Below are 24,009 nucleotides of genomic sequence, written 5' to 3' on the forward strand. Positions count from 1 at the left end.
GCGGGCGTTCTCCGGGCGCGCGGTTACCCTGGTGCCATGGCTCGTTGCCGAGTCCTTCCGGTCGCCGTCGACATGTTCCTGGTGGTCGTGGCGGCGGTCGTCGGGGCCGGCCTGGAGCTGGCCGACCCGGATGTCGGCACCAAGCTGATCCCGGCACCGACGCAGGCGTACGTGGCCGCACAGGTGCTCGCGGCGGCCATGCTGCTGCTCCGCCGCCGACATCCCTACACCGCCGCGTCGATCATTGCGGTGATCAGCCTGTTCGCACCGGCCTGGGCCGCCGTCCTCGTGTCGTACGCCGTCACGGCCCACGGCGACGGCCGACGGCGGCGGCAGTGGTCGGTGATCGCGCTGCTCACCGTGGCATTCCTGGTGGGGGCCCGCGCCTGGGACATCGACGACCCGTTCACCGCACCCATCGTCATCGTCTTCGGCGCGGTGCTGGGCCTGTACGTACGGGCCCGGCGTGGCCTGCTGGCGGAGCTGACCGACCGGGCGGAGCGGGCCGAACGGGAACGGCTGCTCCTGGCCGAACAGGCCCGCGCCGACGAGCGGATCCGGCTGGCCGGCGAAATGCACGACGTGGTCACCCACCGCATCAACCTGATGGTGCTACAGGCCGGCGCCCTGCGGGTCAGCACCACCGACCCGACGGCCCGGGCGGCGGCAGAGGAACTGCGGGTGACCGGCTGCCAGGCACTGGCGGAGCTGCGTGATCTGGTCGGTGTGCTGCGCAGCGAAGGCGGGACGCCGGACGCAGGCGAGGAACCGAGCGCGGTGCCGGCTCTGGCGGAGCTGGTCGACCAGTCCCGCACGGTCGGCCTGCCGGTGCGGCTGGCCGAGGAGGGTGACCCCGGCGCGGTCGCACCCACCGTGCGGCGCACCCTCTTTCGGGTGGTGCAGGAATCCCTTACCAACGTGCACAAGCACGCATCGGGCGCCGCTGCCACCGTCACCGTCAACTACGGCAGACATGACGTACGGGTGCGCGTGTCGAACAGCCGCCCGAACCGGCCACCCGACGCAGACCTGTCCGCCGCCGGTGGTGGCAGCGGCCTGGCCGGACTACGACACCGGGTGGAGGTGCTCGGCGGCACGATGACCGTTGGGGCCACGGAGGACGGCGGCTTCACCGTCGACGCCGACCTGCCGGCGAACGTGCCGACGGCGGTGCGCCGATGATCAAGGTCCTGGTCGTCGATGACGAACGGATGGTCTGCGCACACCTGCGCACCATCCTCAGCTCAGCCCCGGACCTGGAGGTGGTCGGCGAGGCATACGACGGTGCCGACGCGGTGGAGGCCACCGTACGCTCGCGCCCCGACGTGATCCTGATGGACCTGCGGATGCCCGGAGTCGACGGGATCCGCGCCATCGAGCGGATCCGGCGGCTACCCGCACCGCCACGGGTGCTGGCGCTCACCACCTTCGACCTGGACGAGTACGTGCTCGGAGCGCTCCACGCCGGGGCGGTCGGGTTCCTGCTCAAGTCCACCCCGCCCGAGGACCTGCTGGACCTGGTCCGGGTGGCCGCGGCGGGACACACGGTGCTGTCGCCGGCGGCCGCCGGCCGTCTCCTCGCTCAGGCCGGAAACGTCCCGCAGGCCCGTGACCTGATCGGCTCGCTCACCGATCGCGAGGTGGAGGTGTTGGAGGGCCTGGGCGCTGGTCGGTCGAACCAGCAGATCGCCCGCCGGCTGCACCTGTCCGAGGCCACCGTGAAGGGCTACGTGTCGAGGCTACTGGTCAAGCTCGGCAGCGCGAACCGCACCCAGGCTGCTCTGCTGGCTCGCGAGGCCGGCCTGGGGCCGGACCGCTGAGGCGCGTTCGGATGACCTACCCGTCGAGCCGGGCGAGCAGGGTCCGGGGCGCCACCGCCCGGTAGCCGTCCTCAATGATCTCGGCCAGCTCGGCCTCGCCGATGCCCGTGTCGAGGCGTACGCCGAGCCAGCCGCGATGCCCCACGTAGGGCGGGCGGAAGTACGTCCGCGGGTTTTCCGCGATCAACTCGACGGCCGCACCCGGCGGCGCGGCACACCACAGGTGCGGGAAGTCCTCCTGGTGATGGCCGTCCGGCCAGACGGTGGCGAACGACCGCTTGCCCCGGACGAACCAGGTCGGGGTGCCGTGACTGAGCCGCTCGCTGACCTCGGGAAGCCGCAGGCAGGCCCGCCGGACGATCGCCACCATGTCGGTCATCGCCCCACGCTAGGACACCGGTCTGACAGAACTCGGGACCGCCGGAGGTCGGATCGGGACGCCGGGCAGGGCGGCACTCACCGGCCTGGCCGAAGTCGGCTGGTGAGCTGGCGGCGGTAGGGTTCGGCCCCGTGGAACACGAACCGAATGACCCCGGGCTGGCCGACCTCGTGCACCGGTTGCGCCGGTTCGCCGAGGAGCGGGACTGGCAGCGGTTCCATACGCCGAAGAACCTGGCGATGGCCCTCGCTGGCGAGGTGGGCGAGCTGCTGGCCGAGTTGCAGTGGCTCACCCCGGAGGAATCCGCGCAGGTGATGACCGATCCCGAGCACGGCGCACGGGTACGCGCCGAGATCGGCGACGTAATGATCTACCTTGCCCGCCTGAGCGACATCCTGGGTATCGACCCGCTGGCTGCCGCAACCGACAAGTTGACGGAGGCGGCGCGGCGTTACCCGGTCGAGCGCTCGTACGGATCTGCGGCCAAGGCTCCTTCGGCCGACCGCACCGACTAGCCACCAAGACCCTGATCCGACTCGGTAAGGTGCTCAGAGCCAAGCGGTCCGACGGGCTTCCGGTGCACGGATATGCCCCCCATCCGCACGATCACATCGTGCTGCCTGGGGGCATGTGCCAATGTCGGCGTTTCGGACGTCCGCCGCCAATCTGTTGCGTCTGGCCACTGACGGCACCCTCGCCGACCGGGTCGCCGAGCATCTGTGGTCGATCCGCCACGGAGTGAGCCCGGCTGAGCGGCGGTCCTGGATGAACAGCCTGCCGGTCCTGGCGCAGGACCTCGCCGACGCTGGCCTCGATCAGGTGGAGGTGCTGGTCGAGTACCAACTGCCGTTGACCAGCCGACGTATCGACGCGGTGCTCGCCGGCGTTGATCCTCGTAGCGGGGATGACTCCTATCTGGTCGTCGAGCTGAAGCAATGGTCCTACGCGACCGCGTACGAGGAATCCGACACCCTGGTCGCGGTCGAGCACGCACGTGCACCACGACTGCATCCCGGCGTGCAGGTCGCCGACTACTGCCAGTACCTCACCGATTTCCTCGGCATCCTGGGCCGCCGCCGCTACCCGCTCGATGGTGCCGCCTACCTGCACAACGCCGTCGACCGGGACATCGTCGACCTGCTCGATCGACCAGTCACCGAGCAGAGCCGACTCTTCACCAGGCAGCGTCGCGGCCAGTGGCTCGCCTATCTCCAGTCGCGGTTCGCGCCGAAATCCGGCGCGGCCGCCGCCGATCGCTTCCTGACCAGCACCGTCCGGCCCAGTCGACATCTGCTGCGGTACGCCGCGCAGGAACTCAAGGACCGGTCACAGTTCACCCTGCTCGACGAGCAGCATGTGGCGTACGAATTGGTGCTGCACGCGGTCGAGCGGGCCCGGAAGGCGAACCGAAAGCGGGCAGTGGTGGTGGCCGGCGGACCAGGCAGCGGCAAGAGCGTCATCGCCCTGTCGGTGATGGGTGAACTGGCCCGTCAGGGTCGGACCGTGCTGCACGCCACCGGCTCCCGCGCGTTCACCCAAACCCTGCGTCGCTACGCCGGACACCGTTCGACCCGGCTCCAAGGGATGTTCAAGTACTTCAACAGCTTTATGGACGCCGGGGCCAACGACATCGAGGTGCTGCTCTGCGATGAGGCACACCGGATCCGGGAAACCTCCGTCAACCGGTACACACCCAAGGCTCGGCGGGACCGGGCGAGGCCGCAGCTGGACGAACTGATCTCGACTGCGCGCGTGCCGGTCTTCCTGCTCGATGAGCATCAGGTGGTCAAACCGGGGGAGCTGGGCAGCGTCGAGGTCATCTCGGCGTACGCCGGGAAGCTGGGCCTGGAGGTCGAAGTCGTCGCCCTGCACGACCAGTTCCGGTGCGGCGGCAGCGCGGCGTACGAGGACTGGGTGCTCACTCTGCTCGGCCTCGACGGCGATGGACCGACCGTGTGGGCCGGCGACGGACGGTTCGATCTGCGGCTGGCGGAGTCCCCGACGCAGCTGGAGGCGTTCCTGCGGGCGCGCCAACGCCCGCCGGGCGCTGCCGGTGAGCCGGGACAGACGGCGCGGATGTCGGCCGGCTACTGCTGGCCGTGGAGCGACCCTCGACCCGACGGCACCCTAGTGCCGGACGTAGTGGTCGGCGAGTGGGCCCGACCCTGGAACGTCAAGAGCGATCGCAGCGTGGGTGATGCTCCCGGTAGTGCCTTCTGGGCCACCGATCCGAACGGCTTCGACCAGGTGGGCTGCGTCTACACCGCCCAAGGCTTCGAGTACGACTGGTCCGGTGTCATCATCGGCCCCGACCTGGTGGCGCGCGACGGCCGACTGGTGACCCGGCGGGGCGAGTCGAAGGATCCGGCATTGCGGAGCCGCAAAGCCGTGAGCGACGACGAAGCCGACCGGCTGATCCGCAACACCTACAAGGTGCTGCTGACCCGCGGCATGCGCGGGACGATCATCCACTCGGTCGACCCCGAAACGCGCGAGTTTCTGGCCGGTCTGGTGAGACCGACCCGCAAGATCGAAGTCCATTATGAGCCGAGTGACGATGATCCGGGGTGCGGGGTAGCCGACTCCATACCGCGTTACTAGAGTGTTCCCGGATCAGCGGATCGACGGGCTTCCGTGACGGACATGCCCCCACCGCACGAGATTCTCGTGCCCTGGGGGAAGGTCGTTGCGGGCGTTCCATACCACTCCAAACTTGATCTTAGACCTACACGATGCGGGACGACTGGTTTCCCTGGTGGGCACCCATCTCGTTGAGACCGGTTACCTGATTGATTCGCGTGAGCAGGTGGCATGGCTGAACAGTCTTCCTGCTCTAGCCAGACACCTGCGGCAGCTTGGATATGGTGATCTCGACGCGTTGGTCGAGTTTCAGTTGCCGCGCAGCAGTAGACGAGTGGATGTGATTCTGGCCGGCGCAGCACCCGAATCAGGTGCCGACACCTATCTTGTGCTGGAACTGAAGCAGTGGAGCGCCGCGACGCGTTACGACGATGCCGAGAACCTGGTAGCCGTCAATGGGATGGCACAGCCGCAGCTTCATCCGGGCGTTCAGGTGCAGGCGTACTGCAACTACCTCGTGGACTTCCTTGTCAAACTGCACGAGTGGCCAGCCACTGTGCACGGCATGGCCTACCTGCACAACGCCACCCGCCAGCGTGTGTCCCATCTGGTGGATGCGGATCGGAAGCGGACTTACCAGAACATGGTCTTCACGCTGGGAGAAGAGGAGAAGTTCGAGCGCTATCTGCGCATGAAGTTCGCTGCGGGAAGGGAGAGTAGGGCGGTACATCGTCTGCTTACCAGCCAGGTGCGGCCCAGCCGTCAACTGCTCGCCTTGGCAGCCCAGGAAATCGGCAGGCGCCAGCACTTCATTCTGCTTGATGAGCAGCGAGAGGCGTACGAGCTGGTCATGCGCGCCCTGCGATGGGCCACGGCCGGACGGCGGAAGCGGGTTGTGGTGATCTCCGGCGGACCGGGCAGCGGCAAGAGCGCAATCGCTCTCTCACTGCTGGCCGCCCTGGCCGATCGGGGGCATGCGGTGGCTCATGCCACCGGCTCCAAAGCGTTCACTCTCAGCCTCCAGCGGTACGCCCGTGCCAGGGACGCAGGGCCGCATCAGCGGACCCGTCCGCTGTTCAGCTTCTTTCGTGACTTTATGAACGTCGCTCCGGACAGCGTTGACGTCCTGATCTGCGACGAGGCGCATCGCATGCGGGAGCGTTCAGACCGTAACGGTGTCTCTGGCGTGATACCGCAGGTCGAGGAACTGATTCAGGCCGCCAAGGTGCCCGTCTTTCTGCTTGACGACTACCAGGTTGTGCGTCCGAACGAGGTGGGCACAGTCGGGATGATAGTTGAGGCTGCTGGTCGTCTCGATCTGGATGTCGACGTGGTGACCCTTGGCGCGCAGTTCAGGTGTGGCGGAAGTCCTCGCTACGAGCGCTGGGTACTACATCTACTCGGTCTGGCATCGTCTAACCCCTACCGGTGGTTGGGCGACGACGACTTCTACCTGGGAGTGGTCGACTCTCCGGAAACCATGGAAGCGGTACTTCGACAACGCAACGCCGAGGGCATGACCGCCCGGATCTCGGCAGGCTTCTGTTGGGAGTGGACAAAACAGCCGCAGCGGGGCAGGCTCGCGACAGATGTCCGGATCGGCACCTGGCACCGACCATGGAACGCTTACGGCAACCATCCGCCTAAGGGCGTCCCGGCGGGCTCGTATTGGGCGACCGATCCACGCGGATTCCAACAGATCGGCTGCATCTACACCGCTCAGGGCTTCGAATACGACTGGTCGGGGGTCATCCTCGGCGGAGACCTGGTCGTGCGGAATGGGCGCTTCGTCAGCCAACCAAACCAGTCCAAGGATGTCGCCATCATCGGCACGGGAGAGCGGCCCCGCATCGCTCGCAACGCTGACCGGTTGATCCGCAACGCATATAAGGTGTTGCTCACCCGTGGGCTGCGGGGGTGCCTTGTCTACTCAGTCGACGATGAGACGCAGGAGTTCCTGCAGCACCTCATTCCCTCCATCCTCGACGAAAAGGCGCAGGAGGCGCCTGGCGTCTACCCGGTTGGTGAAGGTCTAGGGCGGCGGGGACCCGCGCAAGCTCGTGAAGAGTTGACCGGCCAGGACCGCTGAAACGTCCGCGCTCAGACCCGATCGCTGAGTCGGCAGAGTCCATCAGCCAGTTTGGCTCGGCGACCGCGCCGCGCGGACGAAGTCGGCCCAGGCCGCAGGGGAGAAGGTGAGGGCGGGCCCGGTCGGGTCTTTGGAGTCGCGTACGGCGACGAGGCCGGGGAGGTTGGTGGCGACCTCGACGCAGTTGCCGCCGTTGTCGCCGCTGCGGGTGCTCTTGCGCCAGACGGCGCCGGTCAGGTCAGTCATGCCGGATCTCCCCGATCAGCCTTTTGATCATGTCCTTCGATTCTGCCTCGCCAAGGGCGAGCGCATCCAGTCCCCGCCAGACCCGTTCGTATGCAGCCAGTTCATCGGGCTTGTCGAGGTAGAGCGCCCCGGTCAACGACTCGCTGTAGACGACCGACGGCTCCGGTGCGGTCCGACCGCCCTTGGTGGGAGGGAAGTCGAGGATGACGAAGGATCCGGCGACTGCGCCGGGCTGAGGTCCGGCTGCCAGTGGCAGTACCCGGACCGACACGTTCGGCAGGTCGGAGAGCTTGAGAAGCTGGTCGAGCTGACCGCCCATGACCGCCGGGCCACCGACACCGCGTCGCAGCACCGCCTCGGACAGCACAGCGTCAAGCCGGGGAGCCGCCGGCAACCGTCGGACGAGCAGGCCCTGCCGCTGAAGCCGAACCTGGACGGCTCGCTCTCGGTCCTCGTCGCTCAGCCGCCCGCCGAGGCGGTAGAGCGCGTGTGCGTACTCCTTGGTCTGGAGCTGTCCGGGGATGAGGGTTTCGGCGTACTCGCGCAGATGGGCGGCGGCGGATTCCAGGCCGACGTACAGCTCGAACCAGCTCGGCACCGCGTCCCCGTAGGCGTGCCACCAGCCCTTCGACTTCGTCTCGACGGCCAGGCCGCGCATCGCCTCCGTCATCTCCGGGGACACCCCGTACAGCTCGCACATCGCCTTGACGTCGAGCACCCGGACGGAGCCCATGCCGCATTCGAGCCGCCAGATCTTCTGTCGGCTGTATTCCAGGGCTTCGGCGGCGGTGTCCAGTGTCACCCCGGCCTCATTGCGGAACTGGCGCAGCAGCCGGCCAAGCTGCCGGCGCGGCACTGTCGATCCGATGTCTTCGGCCATTCGCACACTCCCTGGTTCCAGCTCGCAACACTGCGTCACCTGCTGCTGTAACGCTTATCGGTTCCGGCAAAGAAAGTCAATGCACAAGAACGAAATTTGGCTGTGGAACGTTGCTAATCCACTGCGGAGCGTTCCAGGATGGTCACAGCGCGGCGGCTGGCCGATTCCCCCCGGACGGCCGCCGCGTTCCGATCGCACCTCCCTGCCCACTGTGGAAAGGCAGCGACATGTCGACCTACCGCTCCGCCGCGTACCCAGGTCTGTTGCCCTGGCAGGTGCGCGGGCGTCGGTTCCGCCGCGTCTGGCTCGGACGTCGCGGCCTGGCCCCCGACGACGTGTACGCGTTCCTCGATCGGGTGGCCGGTGAGTTGGCCACCGTCCAGCAGGCGCTCGCCGAGAGTCACCGAGAGACCGCCCGTGTCAAGGCCGCGCTGCGTGACTGGCAGTCCGCGCGAGCTCGCGCCCGAGGCGGTGACCGATGACCCGCCGCTATGTCAGCAGAGCGACGGTCGACCTGTCCGGCCACGGGACAGGGGCGGGGCATGGGTAGGCGGTGGAAGTGGTTCGTGCGGCCGGGGCCGGTCGCGCTCGACCTGACCGGGCAGGCTGTGCCGGACGGGGACGTGCCGGGGCGGTTCCGGCGGGTGTCGGTCGAGCATGTCGTATCGGAGCTGCGGGTGACCTCGCGGTGCGACGGTGCGCTCGTCTACGAGCGGCCCGAGGAACGGCCGGCGGCGTCTTCGGCGCGGAATCAGCGCGCGGGTCGCTACGAACCGGGCCGGCGAGGCGAGCGGAACCGTGGGAGGTTCCGAGGGCCAACCGACGGCGAGCCGGCGCGGTCCGATCGGCCGGATGCGGACAACGACCTCTTCGTTACGCCTGCTCAGCTCGCCAGGGCGAACCGGCTGTTCGAGGTGCACTGGCGGAGCCCCGGCGAGGATCCGCGTACCAGGAAGTGCCCGGACTGCCGCGCCGACGGCACCTGCCCCCGGGCGGACTGGGCCGATTCGATCATCGTGCGCTGCCTGTGGACGTACTGGCGATGAACGTCTTCGACCTGTCGCCCGCGCAGATCCGCAACCGGCTGATCCTGCGGGCGCGGCGGGCAGCGCTGGCCGCTGGGACCGGACGGCAGCCGCCGGCCTGGCCGCATGGCCACGCCGGTGCGGCGGCGGTAGCGCGGGTGCCGGTCGTCCCGTGTGTGTCCGTCACCGCCGGGGACGTGGTCCGGCTCGCCGAGTCCGACTACCGGTACGCCGACGGTCCGCTCCTGCTCCGGATCGTCCGGGTCCGGCCGGACCTCAGCGAGTGGTACGACGGAGAGTGGGTGTGGCTCGAAGGTGTCGAGATCGGCCCGGACGGTCAGGATGCTGCGTTCCGGCCGGTGCTGGCCCGGTCGTCGCGCTGCGGCCATGCCGACGAACCGGCTGTGGATGAGTGAGTCCGCGCCCATGTGGTGCCACAGCGACGTTGGGTGAGCCTCGTTCAGCCGGCGAATCCGTTTGCCGGCGAACTCGGCAAACCGGGTCGAACAGCCGGCTCGAGGAAAGCGGGCACCGCGACGATCACCGCGACCTGCCCGCCACTTCGGCCCTGGTAGCCGACTGCACCCCTGGGCCGATCTCCTCGATCGGGATCACTGCGTCGACCAGCGCCCGGAGTGCGAACTCCGTCGGCTGCTCGGAAAACAACACCACCTTGCCCTGCGCCACGGCGTAGCCGACCTCGATGCACACGCTGACGCCGGCATATCCGCCGTTCGCCACCACGAAGATCGCGTCCGACTTCGCGATCTTCGCCAGGAAATCACGCGTGAGCTGGATCTTGTCCGATTCGTAGACCTGCACATGCTGTTCGTTGAAGTCGTAGCGCGGCGTGTAGACGGTCATGCCCAGGCGGCGGAACGCTGCCTCGGCACGTTGGGCTGTGTCGTAGAACTTGGAGCTGCTGCATATCGTGACTGCCTCGATCTCCGGCATCGATCCTCCAAGCGTGTGGGCGGTATTCGTGCTCAGATGAGCGGTACCAGATGTCGGGGTTCGTCAAGGTACCCGACACCTTCGTTCCCCCGCAGAGGAAGCCCTGGGTTCGTACGCAAGGAACGAACATTGGTGAACTCCGATGCATTCTGGACCTTCCTCCGTCACGTCCCGGTAACACTGCACTACCGTCGCAGACATGGTCTCGCGTCGATCGATTCTCGGAGCGGTGCCACTCGCGGCCGTCGCTCTCACCGCCACCCCTGGTCATCCCCGCTGGCTCACCGGAGCGTCCGCGTCCAGCGATCCGGTACGCGTACCGCCCGACCCGGCCACTATGCAGGCCGCCGCGACAGCGGTACGTGGGTTCACCGCCGACCTCTACCGCACGATCGCGTCGAGCCACACCGGTGGCAACGTGGTGTGCGCGCCGTACTCGGTCCAAATGGCCCTCGCCATGGCCAGGGCGGGTGCCGGCTCGACCACCGCGGACGAGATGGACGCCGTGCTGCACGCGCCGCATCCGCGACCCGGTGCGCTCGACAGCGGTCTGAACACCGTCGACCAGTCGCTCGCCGGGCGGTTCCAGGATGGCGACGGAGTGCGGCAGCCCCGGATGACCACGGCCAACGCGGTGTGGACCCGGCTCGATCTGGGCCTGCGATCCGGGTTCCGGGACACCCTGGCGGGCTACTACGGCGCCCTCCCGCACCCGGTCGACTTCCGCGACGCGCCGGAAGCGGCCCGCCAGGAGATCAACACCTGGGTGTCCGATCGCACCAACGCGAAGATCCCGGAGTTGTTGGCCCCGGACTCGGTGCGCTCCGACACCAGCCTGATGCTCACCAACACCGCCTACCTGAAGGCGGCCTGGTACTACCCCTTCCGGGCGTCGGCCACCATGGATGAACCGTTCACCCGGGATGACGGCACGGTCGTTCAGGTGCCGATGATGCGCGGCCCGTTCGACCGGATGGGGCACCTCCTGGGCGACGGTTGGCGGGCGGTCGACGTGCCGCTCGCGGGTGACGGGCTGGCCATGGCGATCGTGATGCCGACCCGCGACAACCTCGCCGCGGTCGAGGCGAACGTCGACGGGGCGTGGCTGGGCGCGTTGTTCGCCGGCTTCCAGTTCACCGACATCGAGCTGCGGATGCCCCGGTGGACGTTCCGCCTGCCGGCCCAGTTGGGCGCGGCGCTGAGTGGCCTCGGCATGCCCACGGCCTTCACGCCGTACGCCGACTTCACCGGCATGAGCACCACCGACCCGTCGCTGTGCATCGACGACGTGGTGCACGAGACGTTCATCGGGGTGGACGAGAAGGGCGTCGAGGCGGCGGCCGCGTCGGCAGTCATCATCCGGCCACCGTCGATTCCGCAGGGGCCGCAGTTCTTCGTGAACCGGCCGTTCCTGTACGTCATCCACGACCGGGTCACCGGCGTGCCGCTGTTCCTCGGCCGGGTCCACGACCCGCTGGTCACCGGCTGACCGACCCGGCAGCACGGCCACGTCCAAGCCGGTCGGGTCAGGTGGGCGGGGTGCGGTCCCGACGGGCGTCGGCCAGCACCTCCGCCCACCAGCGCAGTTCGGCCAGGCTCGCGGTCAGGCCACGGGAAAGCTCCGCGTCCGGCGTGTAGCGGCCTTGGCCGTCCAGCGACGTCCACGGCGCCGGTAGGCCGAGGGTCCGGCGGGCGGTCACCACGCTGAGTTCGGCAAGTACGCCGCGCAGGTGTTCGATCGCCGCGTACCCGCCGTGGACGCCGTAGGCCACGATGGTCGCCGGCTTGAGCCGCCACTCGCCGTAGTGCCAGTCGATCAGGCGCTTCAGTGAGGCGGGGTAGCTGTGGTTGTACTCTGGCGTGACGAACACGAACGCGTCGGCGGCGGCGATCCGGTCGGCGACCTCGCTCTTCGGCCCGCCGCCGGGGTAGAGGAGGCTGTCGTCGGGCAGCTCCACGTCGGCCACGTCGATCAGGTCGACCGGAGCAGGGTCGACGGCGGCAGCAGGGTCCAGCGCGGCAGCGGGGTTCAGGGCGGCGGCGACCCAGCGGGCGATCGTCGGCCCCATGCGGTCCTTGCGGACGCTGCCTGAGATCACGGCCACCCGTAGGCCGGCGGCGGGGGACAAGCTGCTGTGCTGGTCGGTCGAAACACTCATGTCTCAGACCGTGCAGGTTCAACATATGTTGAAGTCAAGTCGCCCGCGTGCCTATCCTGCCGCCATGACAGTGCTCGCGGGTTCCCCTCAAACGTTCAGCGTCGGTGAGGTCGCCGTCGACAGCGGCGTCGCGCCGTCCGCCGTGCGGTTCTACGAGACCCACGGGGTCATCAACGCGGTACGCACGGCCGGCAACCAGCGTCGTTTCGACGGATCCGCCGCGTGCCGGATCCAAGTGGCCAAACTCGCCCAGCGGGCCGGTCTGAGTGTCCGCGAGATCGCCGCCCTTTTCGCCGCCCTCTCGGCCGACCCGACGCCCGACGAGTGGGCGGGCGTCGCCCACCGGCTGGTGGCCGAGGTCGAGGAGCGGGTACGCAACCTCAAGGCGCAGCTCGCGGCGATGGAGTCGGGCACCAGGTTGTGCGAGATCGGGCGGGCTGATCCCGCACGATGACCAACCCGCGAACGTGACCGCCTCGCGGACTTGACTTCAACATATGTTGAACCCCGATCGTCGGGGGCATGAGTGATCTCCCTTCGTCCGCCCGGACGCTTGCTTCCCTCGTCGAATCGGCCAGCATCGTCGGCCTCGGCACCAGCACCCGGGAGGCCACCGAGACCTTCCGGCTGGTCGAGGAGACCACCCACGAGTTGATCCGGCGCGGATTCCGGGTCGTCGCGCTGCTGGACAACCAGCGGGTCGGCGACCTGTACGACGGGTACGTCCGGGGCGAGGACGTCGACCTGGACGCGGCGCTCGGCCAGGCGTGGGGTCCGTGGCGGACGATCGAGATGCGCGACGCGCTCGTCCGGTTGCGCCGGCACAACGAGCATCACCCCGACGATCCGGTACGCGTCATCGCGGTCAACGGGCGGCGTACGCTGCCGGCCGACTATGACCGGGTCGTGGCGCTGCTCGACCCGGTGGAACCGGCGACCGCGGCGCGGATCGGCGAGATCTTCGCCGTCATCCGTACCGCCCACGACAACGGTGAGCATGTCCAACGCCTGCGCGGCACCCACCCGGGCGTACCCTTCGTCGAACTCGCCCGCACCGCCCGCGACCTGGCCGCCAAGCTGCCCGACAGCCCGGGGCGCGACGAGGCGCTACCGCTGATCGACGCGATCGTCGACTTCCACGCGCACGCCCTCGGCGGCGGCTACGACGCGGCTTCGGAGGAGCGTGCGGCCGCCGAGCGACTCCTCGATCACCAGCGGCGCACCGGCGACCGGGTGGTGTTCTGGGAGGGCAGCGCCCACGTCGCGGCGCACGGCGACACGATGATGGGCGCACACCTCCGGGCGGCCCTCAGCCAGGAGTACGCGGCCGTCCACCTCACCTTCGGTCACGGCCGGCTCCCTGCGACGGACATTCCGCGCCCCGCCCCGTCGTCACTTGAGGCGGTGCTGCTCGACGACCCCGGTGAGCGGATCATCGACCTGCGCTCCGCCGTTCCTGCGAACCTCGCGGAGCGGCGTGAACGGCCGTGGCGAACCCGGTTGATCTCCGGCCTCTACCAGGCCGAGCGCGACGGGGACCACTACTACGAACTGCCCACCCTTGCCGGCAGCTTCGACGTGATCGCCTTCGTCCCCACCGTCACCCCGATCCACCCGCTGGTGATCGAGCCGGAGACCCCGGCTGGGCCGGTACGGTCGGCAGACTCCGCGCCACCTCGTCCTCGGTGAGGGTGTTCGCGTAGTGGCGAATTGTACGGCCTGGAGCCGGATTCGGTGGGCCGTCCGTACTTGGGATTCTTTCTGACAGTATCCGCGTCGCACGCATCCGAGACTGAGACGGCGCATCCACCGATGGATGTGCATATCTCGACGAGGAGGTGCCGATATGACCACGACCAGGCAGCGGGCCGCCGGGCGGGTGATCGCGGTGATCGGCGCTGTTGCGCTGCTGGCCGCCTGCTCCGGCACCGGTGGTGGCGGCGGGGGCGACGTCGCGAACTACCCGGACCGGAACATCACGTTCGTTGTGCCGTTCAGCGCCGGTGGCCCGACGGACACCGTCACCCGCATGATCGCCGAACCGATGGCCGCGAAGCTGGGTGCCAAGGTCGTCGTGCAGAACGTCGAAGGCGCGGGCGGCACGGTGGGGGCCGGCGATGTCGCGCGGGCCGAGCCCGACGGCTACACCGTGCTGATGCACCACATCGGCATGTCCACCGCGCCCGCCCTCTACAAGAACCTGGGCTACCAACCGCTCGAGGACTTCGAGATGGTCGGGCTCGTCACCGAGGTGCCGATGACGATCGTGGCCCGCAAGGACTTCCCACCCGCGACCCTGCCGGATCTGCTGACCCACGTGCAGGCGAACGCCGAGAAGGTCACCCTCGCCAACGCCGGTGTCGGCGCCGCGTCGCACCTGTGCGGCCTGCTGTTCCAGCACGCCGTCGGGGTCAAACTCCAGGAGGTCCCGTACAAGGGGACCGGTCCGGCGTTGACCGATCTGGTCGGCGGCCAGGTCGACTTCCTGTGCGACCAGACCACCAACACCAGCGGCCAGATCGCTGCGGGTGAGGTCAAGGCGTACGCGGTCACCACTCTCGAGCGGGTGCAGAGCCTGCCGGACCTGCCCACCACGACCGAAGCGGGGCTGCCCCAACTTCAGGTGAGCGTCTGGCACGGCCTCTACGCCCCGGCCGGCACGCCGAAGGAGGTCGTCGACAAGCTCTCCGAAGCCCTCCAGGCGGCGCTTGCCGACCCGGGTGTGATCGACCAGATGGCGAAGCTCGGCACCGCACCGGTCGCGGCGGCGGACGCCACCTCGCAGGCCCACCGGGCGCACCTTGAGGAGCAGCTCGGCACCTGGGCGAAGATCATTGCCGACGCCGGGGTCGAGGCCTCCTGAGGTGGAACGCCGACGATCGTTTCCGGACGTCCTCGCCGGAGGAGTCTTCGTCCTGATCGGTGGCGCATTCGTGGTGGGGGCGCTCAGCTACGAGCTGGGCACCCCCTTGCGGATGGGCCCTGGCTACTTCCCGCTGCTGGTCGGCGTGATACTCGCCGCCCTGGGCCTGCTCATCGTCGGCAAGGGACTGGTCGCCGGCGAGGTGGTCTCGTTCGGGGCGGTCCCCTGGCGTGCGGTCGGCGTCATCGTGGTCGCGGTGGTGTTCTTCGGATACACCGTGCGGCGCCTCGGGTTCGTGCCCACCTCGGCGGTGACCGCTCTCCTGGTCACCCTGGCCAGCCGGCAGGTGCGGATCGGTACGGCGCTGGCCGTGGCCGTCGGGCTGACCGTGCTCAGCACGCTCATCTTCGTCGTCGGACTTCAGCTACGGATCCCGCTCTGGGGTCCGTGGCTCTCGTTCTGACCTGACCGGGCTTTCGCATGGAACTCTTCGACAATCTCGTGCTGGGCTTCTCGACCGCGCTGCTGGTCCAGAACGTCCTCTACTGCTTCGTGGGCGTGCTGCTCGGTACGGCGGTCGGAGTGCTACCCGGCATCGGACCGACCGCGACGGTGGCGATGCTGCTGCCGATCACGTTCAACTTCGAGCCGGTGACCGCGCTGATCATGCTGGCCGGCATCTACTACGGCGCGCAGTACGGCGGCTCGACCACGGCCATCCTGATCAACCTGCCGGGTGAGTCGTCCGCCGCGGTGACCGCGCTCGACGGCCACGAGATGGCACGGCGGGGCCGGGCGGGGCCGGCGTTGGCCGCTGCCGCGATCGGGTCGTTCGTGGCGGGCACCGTGGCCACCGTCGCGCTGGCCGTCGCGGCGCCACCGCTGGCCCGGATCGCGTTGCAGTTCGGCCCGGCCGACTACTTCTCGCTGGTGCTGTTCGGCCTGATCGTCTCGATCGCGCTGGCGCGCGGCAGCGCCCTCAAGGCCCTGGCGATGATCGCGCTCGGCGTCCTGCTCGGAATGGTCGGCCAGGACATCTACACCGGCGTGCCCCGATTCGTGTTCGACAAGCGCGAACTCTACGGCGGGATCGACTTCGTGTCGGTAGCCGTCGGCATGTTCGGGGTGGCCGAGATCCTGCGCAACCTGGAGCACGAGCAGACCCGTACGACCGTCCTCGGCAGGGTGACGAACCTCTGGCCGACCCGCGAGGACCGGCGTCGGATCGTCGGCCCGATCCTCCGCGGCACCGGGCTGGGCAGCGCGCTCGGTGTGCTGCCGGGTGGTGGCCACGTGCTCGCCTCGTTCACCTCGTACGCGGTGGAGAAGCGCATCTCGAAGCGGCAGCAGGAGTTCGGGCGCGGTGCGATCGAGGGGGTCGCCGGTCCCGAGTCGGCCAACAACGCTGCCGCGCAGACGTCGTTCGTCCCGCTGCTCACCCTGGGCCTGCCCGCCCATCCGGTGATGGCCCTGATGGTCGGGGCGTTCATCGTCCACGGCATCACCCCGGGACCGAACGTCATCAACGACGAGCCGGCGCTGTTCTGGGGCCTGATCGCCTCGATGTGGATCGGCAACGTGCTGCTCGTCCTGCTGAACCTGCCGTTGATCGGCGTCTGGGTGCGGATGCTGCGCATCCCGTACCAGGTGCTCTTTCCGATGATCGTCCTGTTCGCCGCGATCGGCACGTACTCGCTGAGCTTCAACGCGTTCGACGTCTACGCGATCGCGTTCTTCGGAATCCTCGGCTATCTCCTGATCAAGTGTGGCTGCGAGCCCGCGCCCCTGCTGCTCGGTTTCGTCCTCGGCCCGCTGCTGGAGGAGTACCTGCGCCGTGCGCTGATCATCTCTCGCGGCGACGCGTCGGTCTTCCTGACCCGACCGATCTCCGCGGTGCTCCTGGTCATGGCGGTGGCGGCCCTCGTCGTCGCGGTTCTCCCGGCGATCCGTAGGCGCCGCGAGGAGGTGTTCGTCGAGGATGAGTAGCCCGGTGGGGCCGTCACGACCGCCGTCGGCGGGACCGGGCGTGGTGGCGGGCCCACCGCAGAATGGTGCGCATGCGAGCGGTGATGTTCGAGGCGTACGGGCCACCGGAGGTGCTCACTCAGGTCGAGCTGCCGACCCCCGAGCCCCGGGCCGATCAGGTGCTGATCCGGGTGCACGCCACCACGGTGACCACCGCCGAGTGTGGGATGCGCCGGGGCGAACCCCGCTGGGGGCGGGTCATCATCGGTCTGCGCCGGCCACGCAGCAGCGTCCGGGTGCTCGGGTTGGAGTTCGCCGGTGAGGTCACGGCGCTCGGGCCGGGGGTGCGTCGGCTGCGCGTCGGTGACCGCGTCTTCGGCTTCACCAGCTTCGGCGCCGGCGCGAACGCCGAGTACAAGTGCCTGTCCGAGCGGGCCTCGATCAGCACGATCCCGCCGAACGTGACGTACGCGCAGGCCGCAGCCACCGTCGACGGGTTCACCACCGCCTGGCACTTCCTGCGCGACCTGGCCGACCTCCAACCCGGCCAGAAGGTGCTCGTCATCGGCGCTTCCGGCAGCGTCGGCACGTACGCCGTCCAACTCGCCGGGCACCTCGGCGCGACGGTGCACGGGGTGTGCAGTGGCCGGAACACCGCGCTCGTCGGGTCGCTCGGCGCGAGCCGGGTCTTCGACTACACGGTGGAGGACTTCACCGGCAGCGGCGAGCGCTACGACGTCGTCTTCGACACGGTCGGCCGCAGTTCGTTCGCCAGGTGCCGGGCGGTGCTGGTCCCGGGTGGCCGTTATCTGCCCACCACCGGCCTGGTGACGAACAGCCTGCTCGCGCTCGGCACCATGCTCACCCGCGGTCGACGGGTCCGGACCGGGATGTCGGTACGCAAGCACGCGGCCCTGGCCGCCCTGCGGGACCTGCTCGCCGAGGAGCGGCTTCAGATCGTCATCGACCGCAGCTACCCGATGACCGAGATCGTCGAGGCGCACCGGTACGTCGACACCGGACACAAGGTCGGCAACGTCGTGATCGACGTACGTTGACGGTTCGAGCTGGGGGCTGTCGGAGTCTCCGGCGCAGCTGGAGGCGTTTCCGCGGGCATGCCGACGACCGCCGGGAACCTCGCCGACCGGACCGGCCGGAGTGACAGGCCGTGCCGACGCTCACGCATCCAGGGTCGTCGGACGTCATACCAATCATGTTTAAGTTCCTCTATGCTCTCGGAAGTCGCACCCGACCTCCACCACCACCCCGGAGGAATCACCATGATCGTTGCGAGACGTCGCCGTCCCCGACGGCTGGCGGCCATCGGCGCGTCAGCTCTCGTCCTGGTGGGTGGGGCCATCGTGGCCCCACAGGTCCAGGTCGCGGTCGCCGCGCCGGGCCCGGTGATCGCCGAGGCCATCGTCCCAGGGCAGAGCGCCGTGATCACCGGTGTGGCCTCCGGGCGGTGCCTGGAGGTGCCGAACGCTAGCACCACGAACGGCACCCAGACCCAGTTGTGGGACTGCTTCGGCGCGGCCCACCAGACCTGGACCTACACTGCCGGCCGGCAACTTCAGGTGTACGGCACCAAGTGCCTGGACGCCAACGGCGCCGGCACCAGCAACGGCACCCAGGTGATCATCTGGGACTGCCACGGCGGCACGAACCAGCAGTGGAACGTCAACGCCAACGGCACCATCACCGGCGTGCAGTCCGGGCTCTGCCTGGACGCCAACAACGCCGGCACCGGCAACGGCACGAAGATGATCCTGTGGTCCTGCCACGGCGGCGCCAACCAGCAGTGGACCTCGCCGGCACCCCCGCCGACGAGCCCGCCGCCCACCCCGCCGGCCGGGTCGCTGCCCTGCGACATCTACGCGGCCGGCGGTACGGCGTGCGTGGCGGCCCACAGCACGACCCGGGCGCTCTACGCCGCGTACCGCGGCAACCTCTACCAGGTGCGACGCTCGTCGGACAACACGACCCGCGACATCGGCCTGTTGACCACCGGCGGCACGGCCAACGCTGCCACGCAGGACTCGTTCTGCGCCGGTACGCAGTGCGTGATCACCGTGATCTACGACCAGTCCGGTCGGGACAACGACCTGTGGTACCAGGGCTCCACAGTCGTCCCCGGCTCGCCGCAGAGCCGGCCGGCGATCGCCACCACCGAGTCGCTCACCGTCGGGGGCAGCAAGGCGTACTCGCTGTACATCAACCCGGGCAACAGCTACTGGCGCGACGGCCACCTCACCGGCGTGCCGACCGGCAGCGCACCCGAGGGCATGTACATGGTGACGAGTGGCACCCACGTCAACAACGGCTGCTGCTTCGACTACGGCAACAGCGAGACGACCCGCAAGGCCGACGCGGCCGGCGCGATGGACGCGATCAACTTCAGCACCCAGTGCTGGTTCGGCGGGTGCTCCGGAACCGGCCCGTGGGTGCAGGCGGACCTGGAGTGGGGCCTGTTCCCCGGCGGCAGCCAGACCTGGAACCCGAACCAGCGCTCCTTCCCGCACAAGTTCGTCACCGCCACCCTGAAGAACAACGGCACCACCCGCTTCGCCATCAAGGGCAGCAACGCCCAGTCCGGTAGCCTCTACACGCTCTACGAGGGACCGCTGCCGCCCGGCTACAGCCCGATGAAGAAGCAGGGCGCGATCGTCCTGGGCAGCGGTGGGGACTGCTGCAAGCCCGACGGCGGGGCCAACCTCAGCGCCGGCACCTTCTACGAGGGCGCCATGGTCGCCGGCTACCCCTCCGACGCCACCGAGAACGCCGTGCACGCCAACATCATCGCCGCCGGCTACCGCTGACGAACGCCCACCGAGCGTGGATCACCGGCCGCACCCCGGGCCGGTGATCCACGCGTAACAACAGAGATTCGTCGAGGAAACCCGCCACTGAGATCGTCGGTCATCGATCCTGCGGGAGGTGGCGGTGACGATACCGACGACGCGGCGACAGTTCCTCCAGGCCGTCGGGGTGTCCGGCGGCGCGGGCGTGCTCTACGGCACGATGGGCGCCCTCGGCCTGGCGCCCGCCGCGCAGGCGGCGCCACCTTTCCGTCCCCCGAACCGGTCCGACTTCACGCTTACCGGCCGCTCGGCGAAGTCCGTACTGGTGCTCGGGGCCGGCATCGCCGGCCTGGCCACCGCGTACGAGCTGGGCAAGGCGGGCTACCGGGTGCGTCTGCTGGAGGCGCGTGACCGGCCCGGTGGGCGCAACTGGACGGTGCGGGGCGGCACCACCGAGACCGACCTGGACGGGCGTACCCAGCGCGCCCGTTTCGCCGACGGCCAGTACCTCAACGCCGGTCCGGCCCGCATCGCCCAGCACATGGTGACCCTCGACTACTGCCGGGAACTCGGCGTGCCGATCGAGATCTTCGGCAACCAGAACGCCGACGCCTACTACGTCAACGAGAACGCCGGGGCGCTGTCCGGCCGGCCGATCCGGCACCGCGAGGCCAAGGCGGACGTCTACGGGTACGTCTCCGAACTGCTCGCCAAGGCCACCGACCAGGGTGCGCTCGACACCTACCTGACGGGTGAGGACAAGGAACGGTTGCTGGAGTTTCTGCGCGGCTTCGGCGCGATCGGCGGTCGGGTCGCCGACGACCCGGCGGCCAGCTGGCGGTACGCGGGCACCAACCGGCGCGGCTACCTGGTGGAGCCGGGTGCCGGCTTCGAGGCGGGTACGCCGAAACTCACCCCGTACCCGCTGACGGACGTGCTGGCCAGCGGCATCGGCAGGTACTTCTCCTTCGAGTTCGGCTACGACCAGGCGATGCTGATGTTCCAGCCGGTCGGCGGGATGGACCGCATCGCGTACGCCCTCGAAGCGGCCGTGGGGCGTCGGCTCGTCACCTACGGCGCGCAGGTGCGCTCGATCTCCAACACCGGCTCCGGGGTGACCGTGGTCTACGACGGGCCGGGCGGCCGGCCGCGTACCGCCACCGCCGACTTCTGCGTCTGCACCATCCCGCCGCAGGTGCTGGCGAAGATCCCGGCCAATCTCACCCAGCCGGTCCGGGACGCGTTGGCCTACCCGCTCCCCAACGCCACCGGCAAGATCGGCTTGCAGTACCGGCGACGGTGGTGGGAGCAGGACGAGAACATCTACTCCGGCATCACCAACACCAACCTGGACCTCGCCACGATCTGGTACCCGTCCTACGGCTACCACGGGGCGAAGGGCGTGGTGGTCGGCTACTACAACTTCGGCGCCAACGCCCAGGCGTACGCGGCGCTGACGCCCGCCGAGCGGGAGGCCCGCGCCGTCGCCCAGGGCGTGCGGATCCACGGCGAGGCGTACCGGACGGAGTTGGAGACGTCGTTCTCGGTGGCCTGGGACCGCACCCGCTACTCGGAGGGCGGCTGGGTGTCGTGGCCGTCGCGCACCAGCGGGCAATACGGCCGGCTGCTGGAGCCGGACGGTCGGGTCTACTTCGCCGGTGACCACCTCAGCCACTACATCGCCTGGCAGGCCGGTGCGTTCGAGTCCGCCCGCAAGGTGGTCACCGACCTGCACGCCCGGGTCATGTCGAGCTGAGCCCCGACAGTCCGACCTCGACAAAACGGCGCCACCTGCGAAAAGTGCCCGGCCGGCCGGCACGTCGCCGACCCTGGTGATCGACTTTGTCCAATAGCATTGCGCGCATGGTCGTAATCCGGTGGCTGGGGCACCGGCGGGTTCAGGCAGCCGCGCGATGACCCAGCCGGTCCCCGGTGCGGCCCGTCCCGCCACGTGGTGGCTGCGGGTCGTCTTCGGGGTGATCGGCCTGGTCGCCTCGGTGCTCGGTTACATCGGCCTGGACCGCCTTTCGCGGGTACGCCCCGAGGCCATCGGGGACCGGTACGACATCCTCTACTACGACCTGCAACTGTTCTTCCTCAGCGCCGAACTCTTCGAGCAGCCCGGTCCCTATCCGTGGCAGTTGCAGGTGGCCCGGTTCATGGCGCCGCTGTTCACCCTGCTGGCGGTGGCCGAGGCCGGCCGGCTGCTGCTGGCCACGGAGATCCGGCGGCGGCGGGCCCGGCGCGCCGGCGGCCACGCCGTCGTCTGCGGCGACTCCCAGTTCGCACACATGCTGGCCGACCGGCTCTACGCCGACGGCGACCGGGTGGTGGTCGTCCGCTCCGAACCGTTCGGGCCGCTGGAGTACCGCCGACGCCGCTACCTCGGCGTCGTCGGCGACCCGACGAACGAGGAGGTGCTGCGGGGGGCCGGCCTGCCCCGGGCGCACACCGTCTACGCCTGCACCGACGACGACGACCGCAACCACGCCATCGCCAACACCGCCAACCTGCTGATCCAGGACCGACGCCACCCGCCCCGGGTGTACGTGCAGGTCCACGACCCGGAGATGTGCCTGTCGTTGCAGGCCCGGCGGCTCGGCGCCGCCGGGTCCAGCCGGCTGCGTCTGGACTACTTCCACGTCGACGACATCGCCGCCCGGGCGCTGCACCGGCACCATCCGCTGCCGTCGGCCCCCGACCGGTCGACGACCGTCCTGATCGCCGGTGGCGGCAGCTTCCGCCGGGCCCTGCTGGTGGAGACCGCCCGGCACTGGCGGGCGCGTCAGGCCGACCAGAGCGGTTCCGGCCGTCGGCTGCGGGTGGATCTCGTGGCACCGGACGCCCGGGCCGAACTGGCCCTGGCCACCGCCCGTTACCCGTTCCTGCGGGAGGTCTGCCGGTTGGTCGGGTACGACCGGGACATCGCGGGGCTGGTCGGCCTGGAACATTTCGCCGCCGAGGGCTACGACCGCATCTACCTCTGCGCCCCCGACGAGATCAGCGGCCTGCGTTTCGCGCTGGACACCCCCGCGCTCTGGCGTGGGGCGCGCAGCATCGTCTTCGTGCCGGTCTACCGGCAGGCCGCGCTCGCCGCCGCCTTTCACGGCGACGTCCGTCACGACCTGCTCGACGAGGTGCACGGCAAGTTGCGGTTGTACCCGGTGCTGACGCACGCCTGCGACGCCCGGCTGATCGCCGAGGACCTCACCGAACGGCTCGCCCAGCAGATCCATCTGCGGTACCTGCACGCCCAGCAGCGGGCCGGCGTACGTCTCGGTGACGCACCCGCCATGGTGCCCTGGTCCCGGCTGCCGGAGTCGCTGCGCCGTGCCAACCGCAGCCACGTCCAGGACATCGCGGCCAAGCTGCTGAACCTGGGCTGCGTCGTGGCGCCCCGGCACGGCGGTGCCGGTGACGCCTCCGCGGCCGGGCGGGCCATCGACGACCGGGTCGAACAGCTGGCCCGACTCGAACACGAGCGGTGGTGCCGGGAACGGCGCTCCGAGGGCTGGACGTACGGCGAGCCACGCGACGACGTCCGCCGTCGGCATCACCTGCTGCGGCCGTGGGACGAGTTGCCACCGGCGGCCAAGGAGCAGAACCGGGAGGAGATCCGGGCGTTGCCCGATGTGCTGTCCGACAGCGGCTTCGAGTTGATCCGACTGGGCCACACCGTGCCGGTCCAGCGGGGAGGGTCGGCCGATGCCGCCTGAACGGGAACCGGTCCGCGTCGGGGTCACCGGCCACATCAACCTGACCCCGGCCACCGAGCGGCTGGTCGCCGAGGCGATCCGCCTCGAACTGCGCCGGATCAGCGACCGGCCGGTGCACGGTGTCACCTGCCTGGCGGCCGGCACCGACCAGATCTTCGCTCGCGCGGTTCTGGACAGCGGCGGCACGTACGAGGTGGTCCTGCCGGCCCCCGACTACCGGGACACCATCGCCCCGGCGGCCCGGGGGGCCTTCGACGAGCTGCTGGGTCGCGCCACCCGGGTCCTGCACACCGGCCACCGCACCGCCGGCACCGCCGCCTACGTGGCCGCGAACCGGGAGCTGCTGCTGCGGGTGCAGCGGCTGGTGGCGGTCTGGGACGGCGAACCGGGCTGCCACGACGCGTCGACCGACCGGACCGTCGGCTGGGCCCGCGAGCGGGGCATCCCCACCACCGTCATCTGGCCCACCGACGCGCGCCGGTCCCCGGCGGGATGAGCCCGGCAGTCGCGGCCCACGGTGGCGGGCGACGAG

24 protein-coding genes are annotated in these 24,009 nt (G+C 69.5%); 19 read left to right on the forward strand and 5 right to left on the reverse strand.

The window, feature by feature from the left end; genetic code table 11:
• Positions 1 to 36: 36 nt before the first annotated feature.
• Positions 37 to 1,182, forward strand: a complete 1,146-nt coding sequence (locus O7624_RS30395) for a histidine kinase (RefSeq protein ID WP_282238339.1) — start codon at positions 37 to 39, stop codon at positions 1,180 to 1,182.
• The gene (locus tag O7624_RS30400; RefSeq protein WP_282238340.1) at positions 1,179 to 1,820 is read left to right on the forward strand and encodes a response regulator transcription factor; all 642 of its coding nucleotides are present in this window, start codon (positions 1,179 to 1,181) and stop codon (positions 1,818 to 1,820) included. Before O7624_RS30395 ends, O7624_RS30400 begins: the two co-directional genes overlap by 4 nt.
• A 16-nt stretch (positions 1,821 to 1,836) precedes the next feature.
• Here O7624_RS30400 and O7624_RS30405 read toward each other — a convergent pair whose 3' ends face one another.
• Positions 1,837 to 2,199, reverse strand: coding sequence for an MmcQ/YjbR family DNA-binding protein (locus O7624_RS30405; protein WP_282238341.1), 363 nt, complete (start codon positions 2,197 to 2,199; stop codon positions 1,837 to 1,839).
• Positions 2,200 to 2,330: 131 nt separating this feature from the next.
• On the opposite strand from O7624_RS30405, the gene O7624_RS30410 reads away from it, so the two are divergent.
• The 3 genes from O7624_RS30410 to O7624_RS30420 all read left to right on the forward strand — a co-directional run bounded on the left by O7624_RS30410 (position 2,331) and on the right by O7624_RS30420 (position 6,868).
• Positions 2,331 to 2,714: a nucleotide pyrophosphohydrolase gene (locus tag O7624_RS30410; protein ID WP_282238342.1), complete on the forward strand. Its 384-nt coding sequence runs from the start codon at positions 2,331 to 2,333 to the stop codon at positions 2,712 to 2,714.
• A gap of 121 nt (positions 2,715 to 2,835) precedes the next feature.
• Positions 2,836 to 4,800 (forward strand): DUF2075 domain-containing protein, encoded by a 1,965-nt coding sequence (locus O7624_RS30415; RefSeq protein WP_282238343.1) that lies wholly within the window; start codon positions 2,836 to 2,838, stop codon positions 4,798 to 4,800.
• A gap of 154 nt (positions 4,801 to 4,954) precedes the next feature.
• Positions 4,955 to 6,868: a DUF2075 domain-containing protein gene (locus O7624_RS30420; protein ID WP_282238344.1), complete on the forward strand. Its 1,914-nt coding sequence runs from the start codon at positions 4,955 to 4,957 to the stop codon at positions 6,866 to 6,868.
• A 42-nt stretch (positions 6,869 to 6,910) separates the two neighbouring features.
• Here the strand turns inward: O7624_RS30420 and O7624_RS30425 are convergent, their stop codons facing one another.
• Together O7624_RS30425 and O7624_RS30430 are read right to left on the reverse strand one after the other, a co-directional pair.
• Positions 6,911 to 7,114, reverse strand: a complete 204-nt coding sequence (locus tag O7624_RS30425; protein ID WP_282238345.1) for a DUF397 domain-containing protein — start codon at positions 7,112 to 7,114, stop codon at positions 6,911 to 6,913.
• Positions 7,107 to 7,994: a helix-turn-helix transcriptional regulator gene (locus O7624_RS30430; protein ID WP_282238346.1), complete on the reverse strand. Its 888-nt coding sequence runs from the start codon at positions 7,992 to 7,994 to the stop codon at positions 7,107 to 7,109. The genes O7624_RS30425 and O7624_RS30430 overlap by 8 nt, the downstream gene beginning before the upstream one ends.
• 227 nt (positions 7,995 to 8,221) lie before the next feature.
• Here O7624_RS30430 and O7624_RS30435 point away from each other — a divergent pair, with 227 nt between their 5' ends.
• The 3 genes from O7624_RS30435 to O7624_RS30445 are packed head-to-tail and all read left to right on the forward strand — an operon-like array spanning position 8,222 to position 9,435.
• A complete protein-coding gene (locus O7624_RS30435; RefSeq protein ID WP_282238347.1) occupies positions 8,222 to 8,476 on the forward strand; it encodes a DivIVA domain-containing protein in 255 nt (84 codons plus the stop codon).
• 60 nt (positions 8,477 to 8,536) lie between these two features.
• Positions 8,537 to 9,040 (forward strand): hypothetical protein, encoded by a 504-nt coding sequence (locus O7624_RS30440; protein WP_282238348.1) that lies wholly within the window; start codon positions 8,537 to 8,539, stop codon positions 9,038 to 9,040.
• Entirely contained in the window at positions 9,022 to 9,435 is a 414-nt protein-coding gene (locus O7624_RS30445; RefSeq protein WP_282238349.1) for a hypothetical protein, read from the forward strand. Before O7624_RS30440 ends, O7624_RS30445 begins: the two co-directional genes overlap by 19 nt.
• A gap of 124 nt (positions 9,436 to 9,559) precedes the next feature.
• Here the strand turns inward: O7624_RS30445 and O7624_RS30450 are convergent, their stop codons facing one another.
• Positions 9,560 to 9,973 carry a nucleoside 2-deoxyribosyltransferase gene (locus tag O7624_RS30450; protein WP_282238350.1) on the reverse strand — a complete coding sequence of 138 codons (414 nt, stop codon included), beginning with the start codon at positions 9,971 to 9,973 and terminating at the stop codon, positions 9,560 to 9,562.
• Positions 9,974 to 10,172: 199 nt separating this feature from the next.
• Between O7624_RS30450 and O7624_RS30455 the strand changes: the two genes are divergently transcribed.
• On the forward strand, positions 10,173 to 11,462 hold the full coding sequence (locus O7624_RS30455) for a serpin family protein (protein ID WP_282238351.1): 1,290 nt from the start codon (positions 10,173 to 10,175) through the stop codon (positions 11,460 to 11,462).
• A 37-nt stretch (positions 11,463 to 11,499) separates the two neighbouring features.
• On the opposite strand, the gene O7624_RS30460 is transcribed toward O7624_RS30455, so the two are convergent.
• On the reverse strand, positions 11,500 to 12,132 hold the full coding sequence (locus tag O7624_RS30460; RefSeq protein ID WP_282238352.1) for an NAD(P)H-dependent oxidoreductase: 633 nt from the start codon (positions 12,130 to 12,132) through the stop codon (positions 11,500 to 11,502).
• 64 nt (positions 12,133 to 12,196) lie between these two features.
• Between O7624_RS30460 and O7624_RS30465 the strand changes: the two genes are divergently transcribed.
• The 10 genes from O7624_RS30465 to O7624_RS30510 all read left to right on the forward strand — a co-directional run bounded on the left by O7624_RS30465 (position 12,197) and on the right by O7624_RS30510 (position 23,973).
• Entirely contained in the window at positions 12,197 to 12,586 is a 390-nt protein-coding gene (locus tag O7624_RS30465; protein ID WP_282238353.1) for a MerR family transcriptional regulator, read from the forward strand.
• Between the two features lie 68 nt (positions 12,587 to 12,654).
• On the forward strand, positions 12,655 to 13,821 hold the full coding sequence (locus tag O7624_RS30470) for an erythromycin esterase family protein (protein ID WP_282238354.1): 1,167 nt from the start codon (positions 12,655 to 12,657) through the stop codon (positions 13,819 to 13,821).
• A gap of 157 nt (positions 13,822 to 13,978) precedes the next feature.
• On the forward strand, positions 13,979 to 14,995 hold the full coding sequence (locus O7624_RS30475; RefSeq protein WP_282238355.1) for a tripartite tricarboxylate transporter substrate-binding protein: 1,017 nt from the start codon (positions 13,979 to 13,981) through the stop codon (positions 14,993 to 14,995).
• Between the two features lies 1 nt (position 14,996).
• Complete coding sequence (locus O7624_RS30480) at positions 14,997 to 15,458, forward strand: tripartite tricarboxylate transporter TctB family protein (protein WP_210933792.1); 462 nt, start codon at positions 14,997 to 14,999, stop codon at positions 15,456 to 15,458.
• A gap of 17 nt (positions 15,459 to 15,475) precedes the next feature.
• Positions 15,476 to 16,981, forward strand: a complete 1,506-nt coding sequence (locus tag O7624_RS30485) for a tripartite tricarboxylate transporter permease (RefSeq protein WP_282238356.1) — start codon at positions 15,476 to 15,478, stop codon at positions 16,979 to 16,981.
• A gap of 71 nt (positions 16,982 to 17,052) precedes the next feature.
• On the forward strand, positions 17,053 to 18,018 hold the full coding sequence (locus O7624_RS30490; protein ID WP_282238357.1) for an NAD(P)-dependent alcohol dehydrogenase: 966 nt from the start codon (positions 17,053 to 17,055) through the stop codon (positions 18,016 to 18,018).
• Positions 18,019 to 18,240: 222 nt separating this feature from the next.
• Positions 18,241 to 19,779 (forward strand): arabinofuranosidase catalytic domain-containing protein, encoded by a 1,539-nt coding sequence (locus O7624_RS30495; RefSeq protein WP_282238358.1) that lies wholly within the window; start codon positions 18,241 to 18,243, stop codon positions 19,777 to 19,779.
• A 124-nt stretch (positions 19,780 to 19,903) separates the two neighbouring features.
• Complete coding sequence (locus O7624_RS30500; RefSeq protein WP_282238359.1) at positions 19,904 to 21,517, forward strand: flavin monoamine oxidase family protein; 1,614 nt, start codon at positions 19,904 to 19,906, stop codon at positions 21,515 to 21,517.
• Positions 21,518 to 21,674: 157 nt separating this feature from the next.
• Positions 21,675 to 23,477 (forward strand): RyR domain-containing protein, encoded by a 1,803-nt coding sequence (locus O7624_RS30505; protein ID WP_282238360.1) that lies wholly within the window; start codon positions 21,675 to 21,677, stop codon positions 23,475 to 23,477.
• Positions 23,467 to 23,973, forward strand: coding sequence for a hypothetical protein (locus tag O7624_RS30510; RefSeq protein WP_282238361.1), 507 nt, complete (start codon positions 23,467 to 23,469; stop codon positions 23,971 to 23,973). Before O7624_RS30505 ends, O7624_RS30510 begins: the two co-directional genes overlap by 11 nt.
• Positions 23,974 to 24,009 lie beyond the last annotated feature (36 nt).

Source organism: Verrucosispora sp. WMMD1129, from assembly GCF_029581255.1.
Taxonomy (GTDB): Bacteria; Actinomycetota; Actinomycetes; order Mycobacteriales; family Micromonosporaceae; genus Micromonospora; species Micromonospora sediminimaris.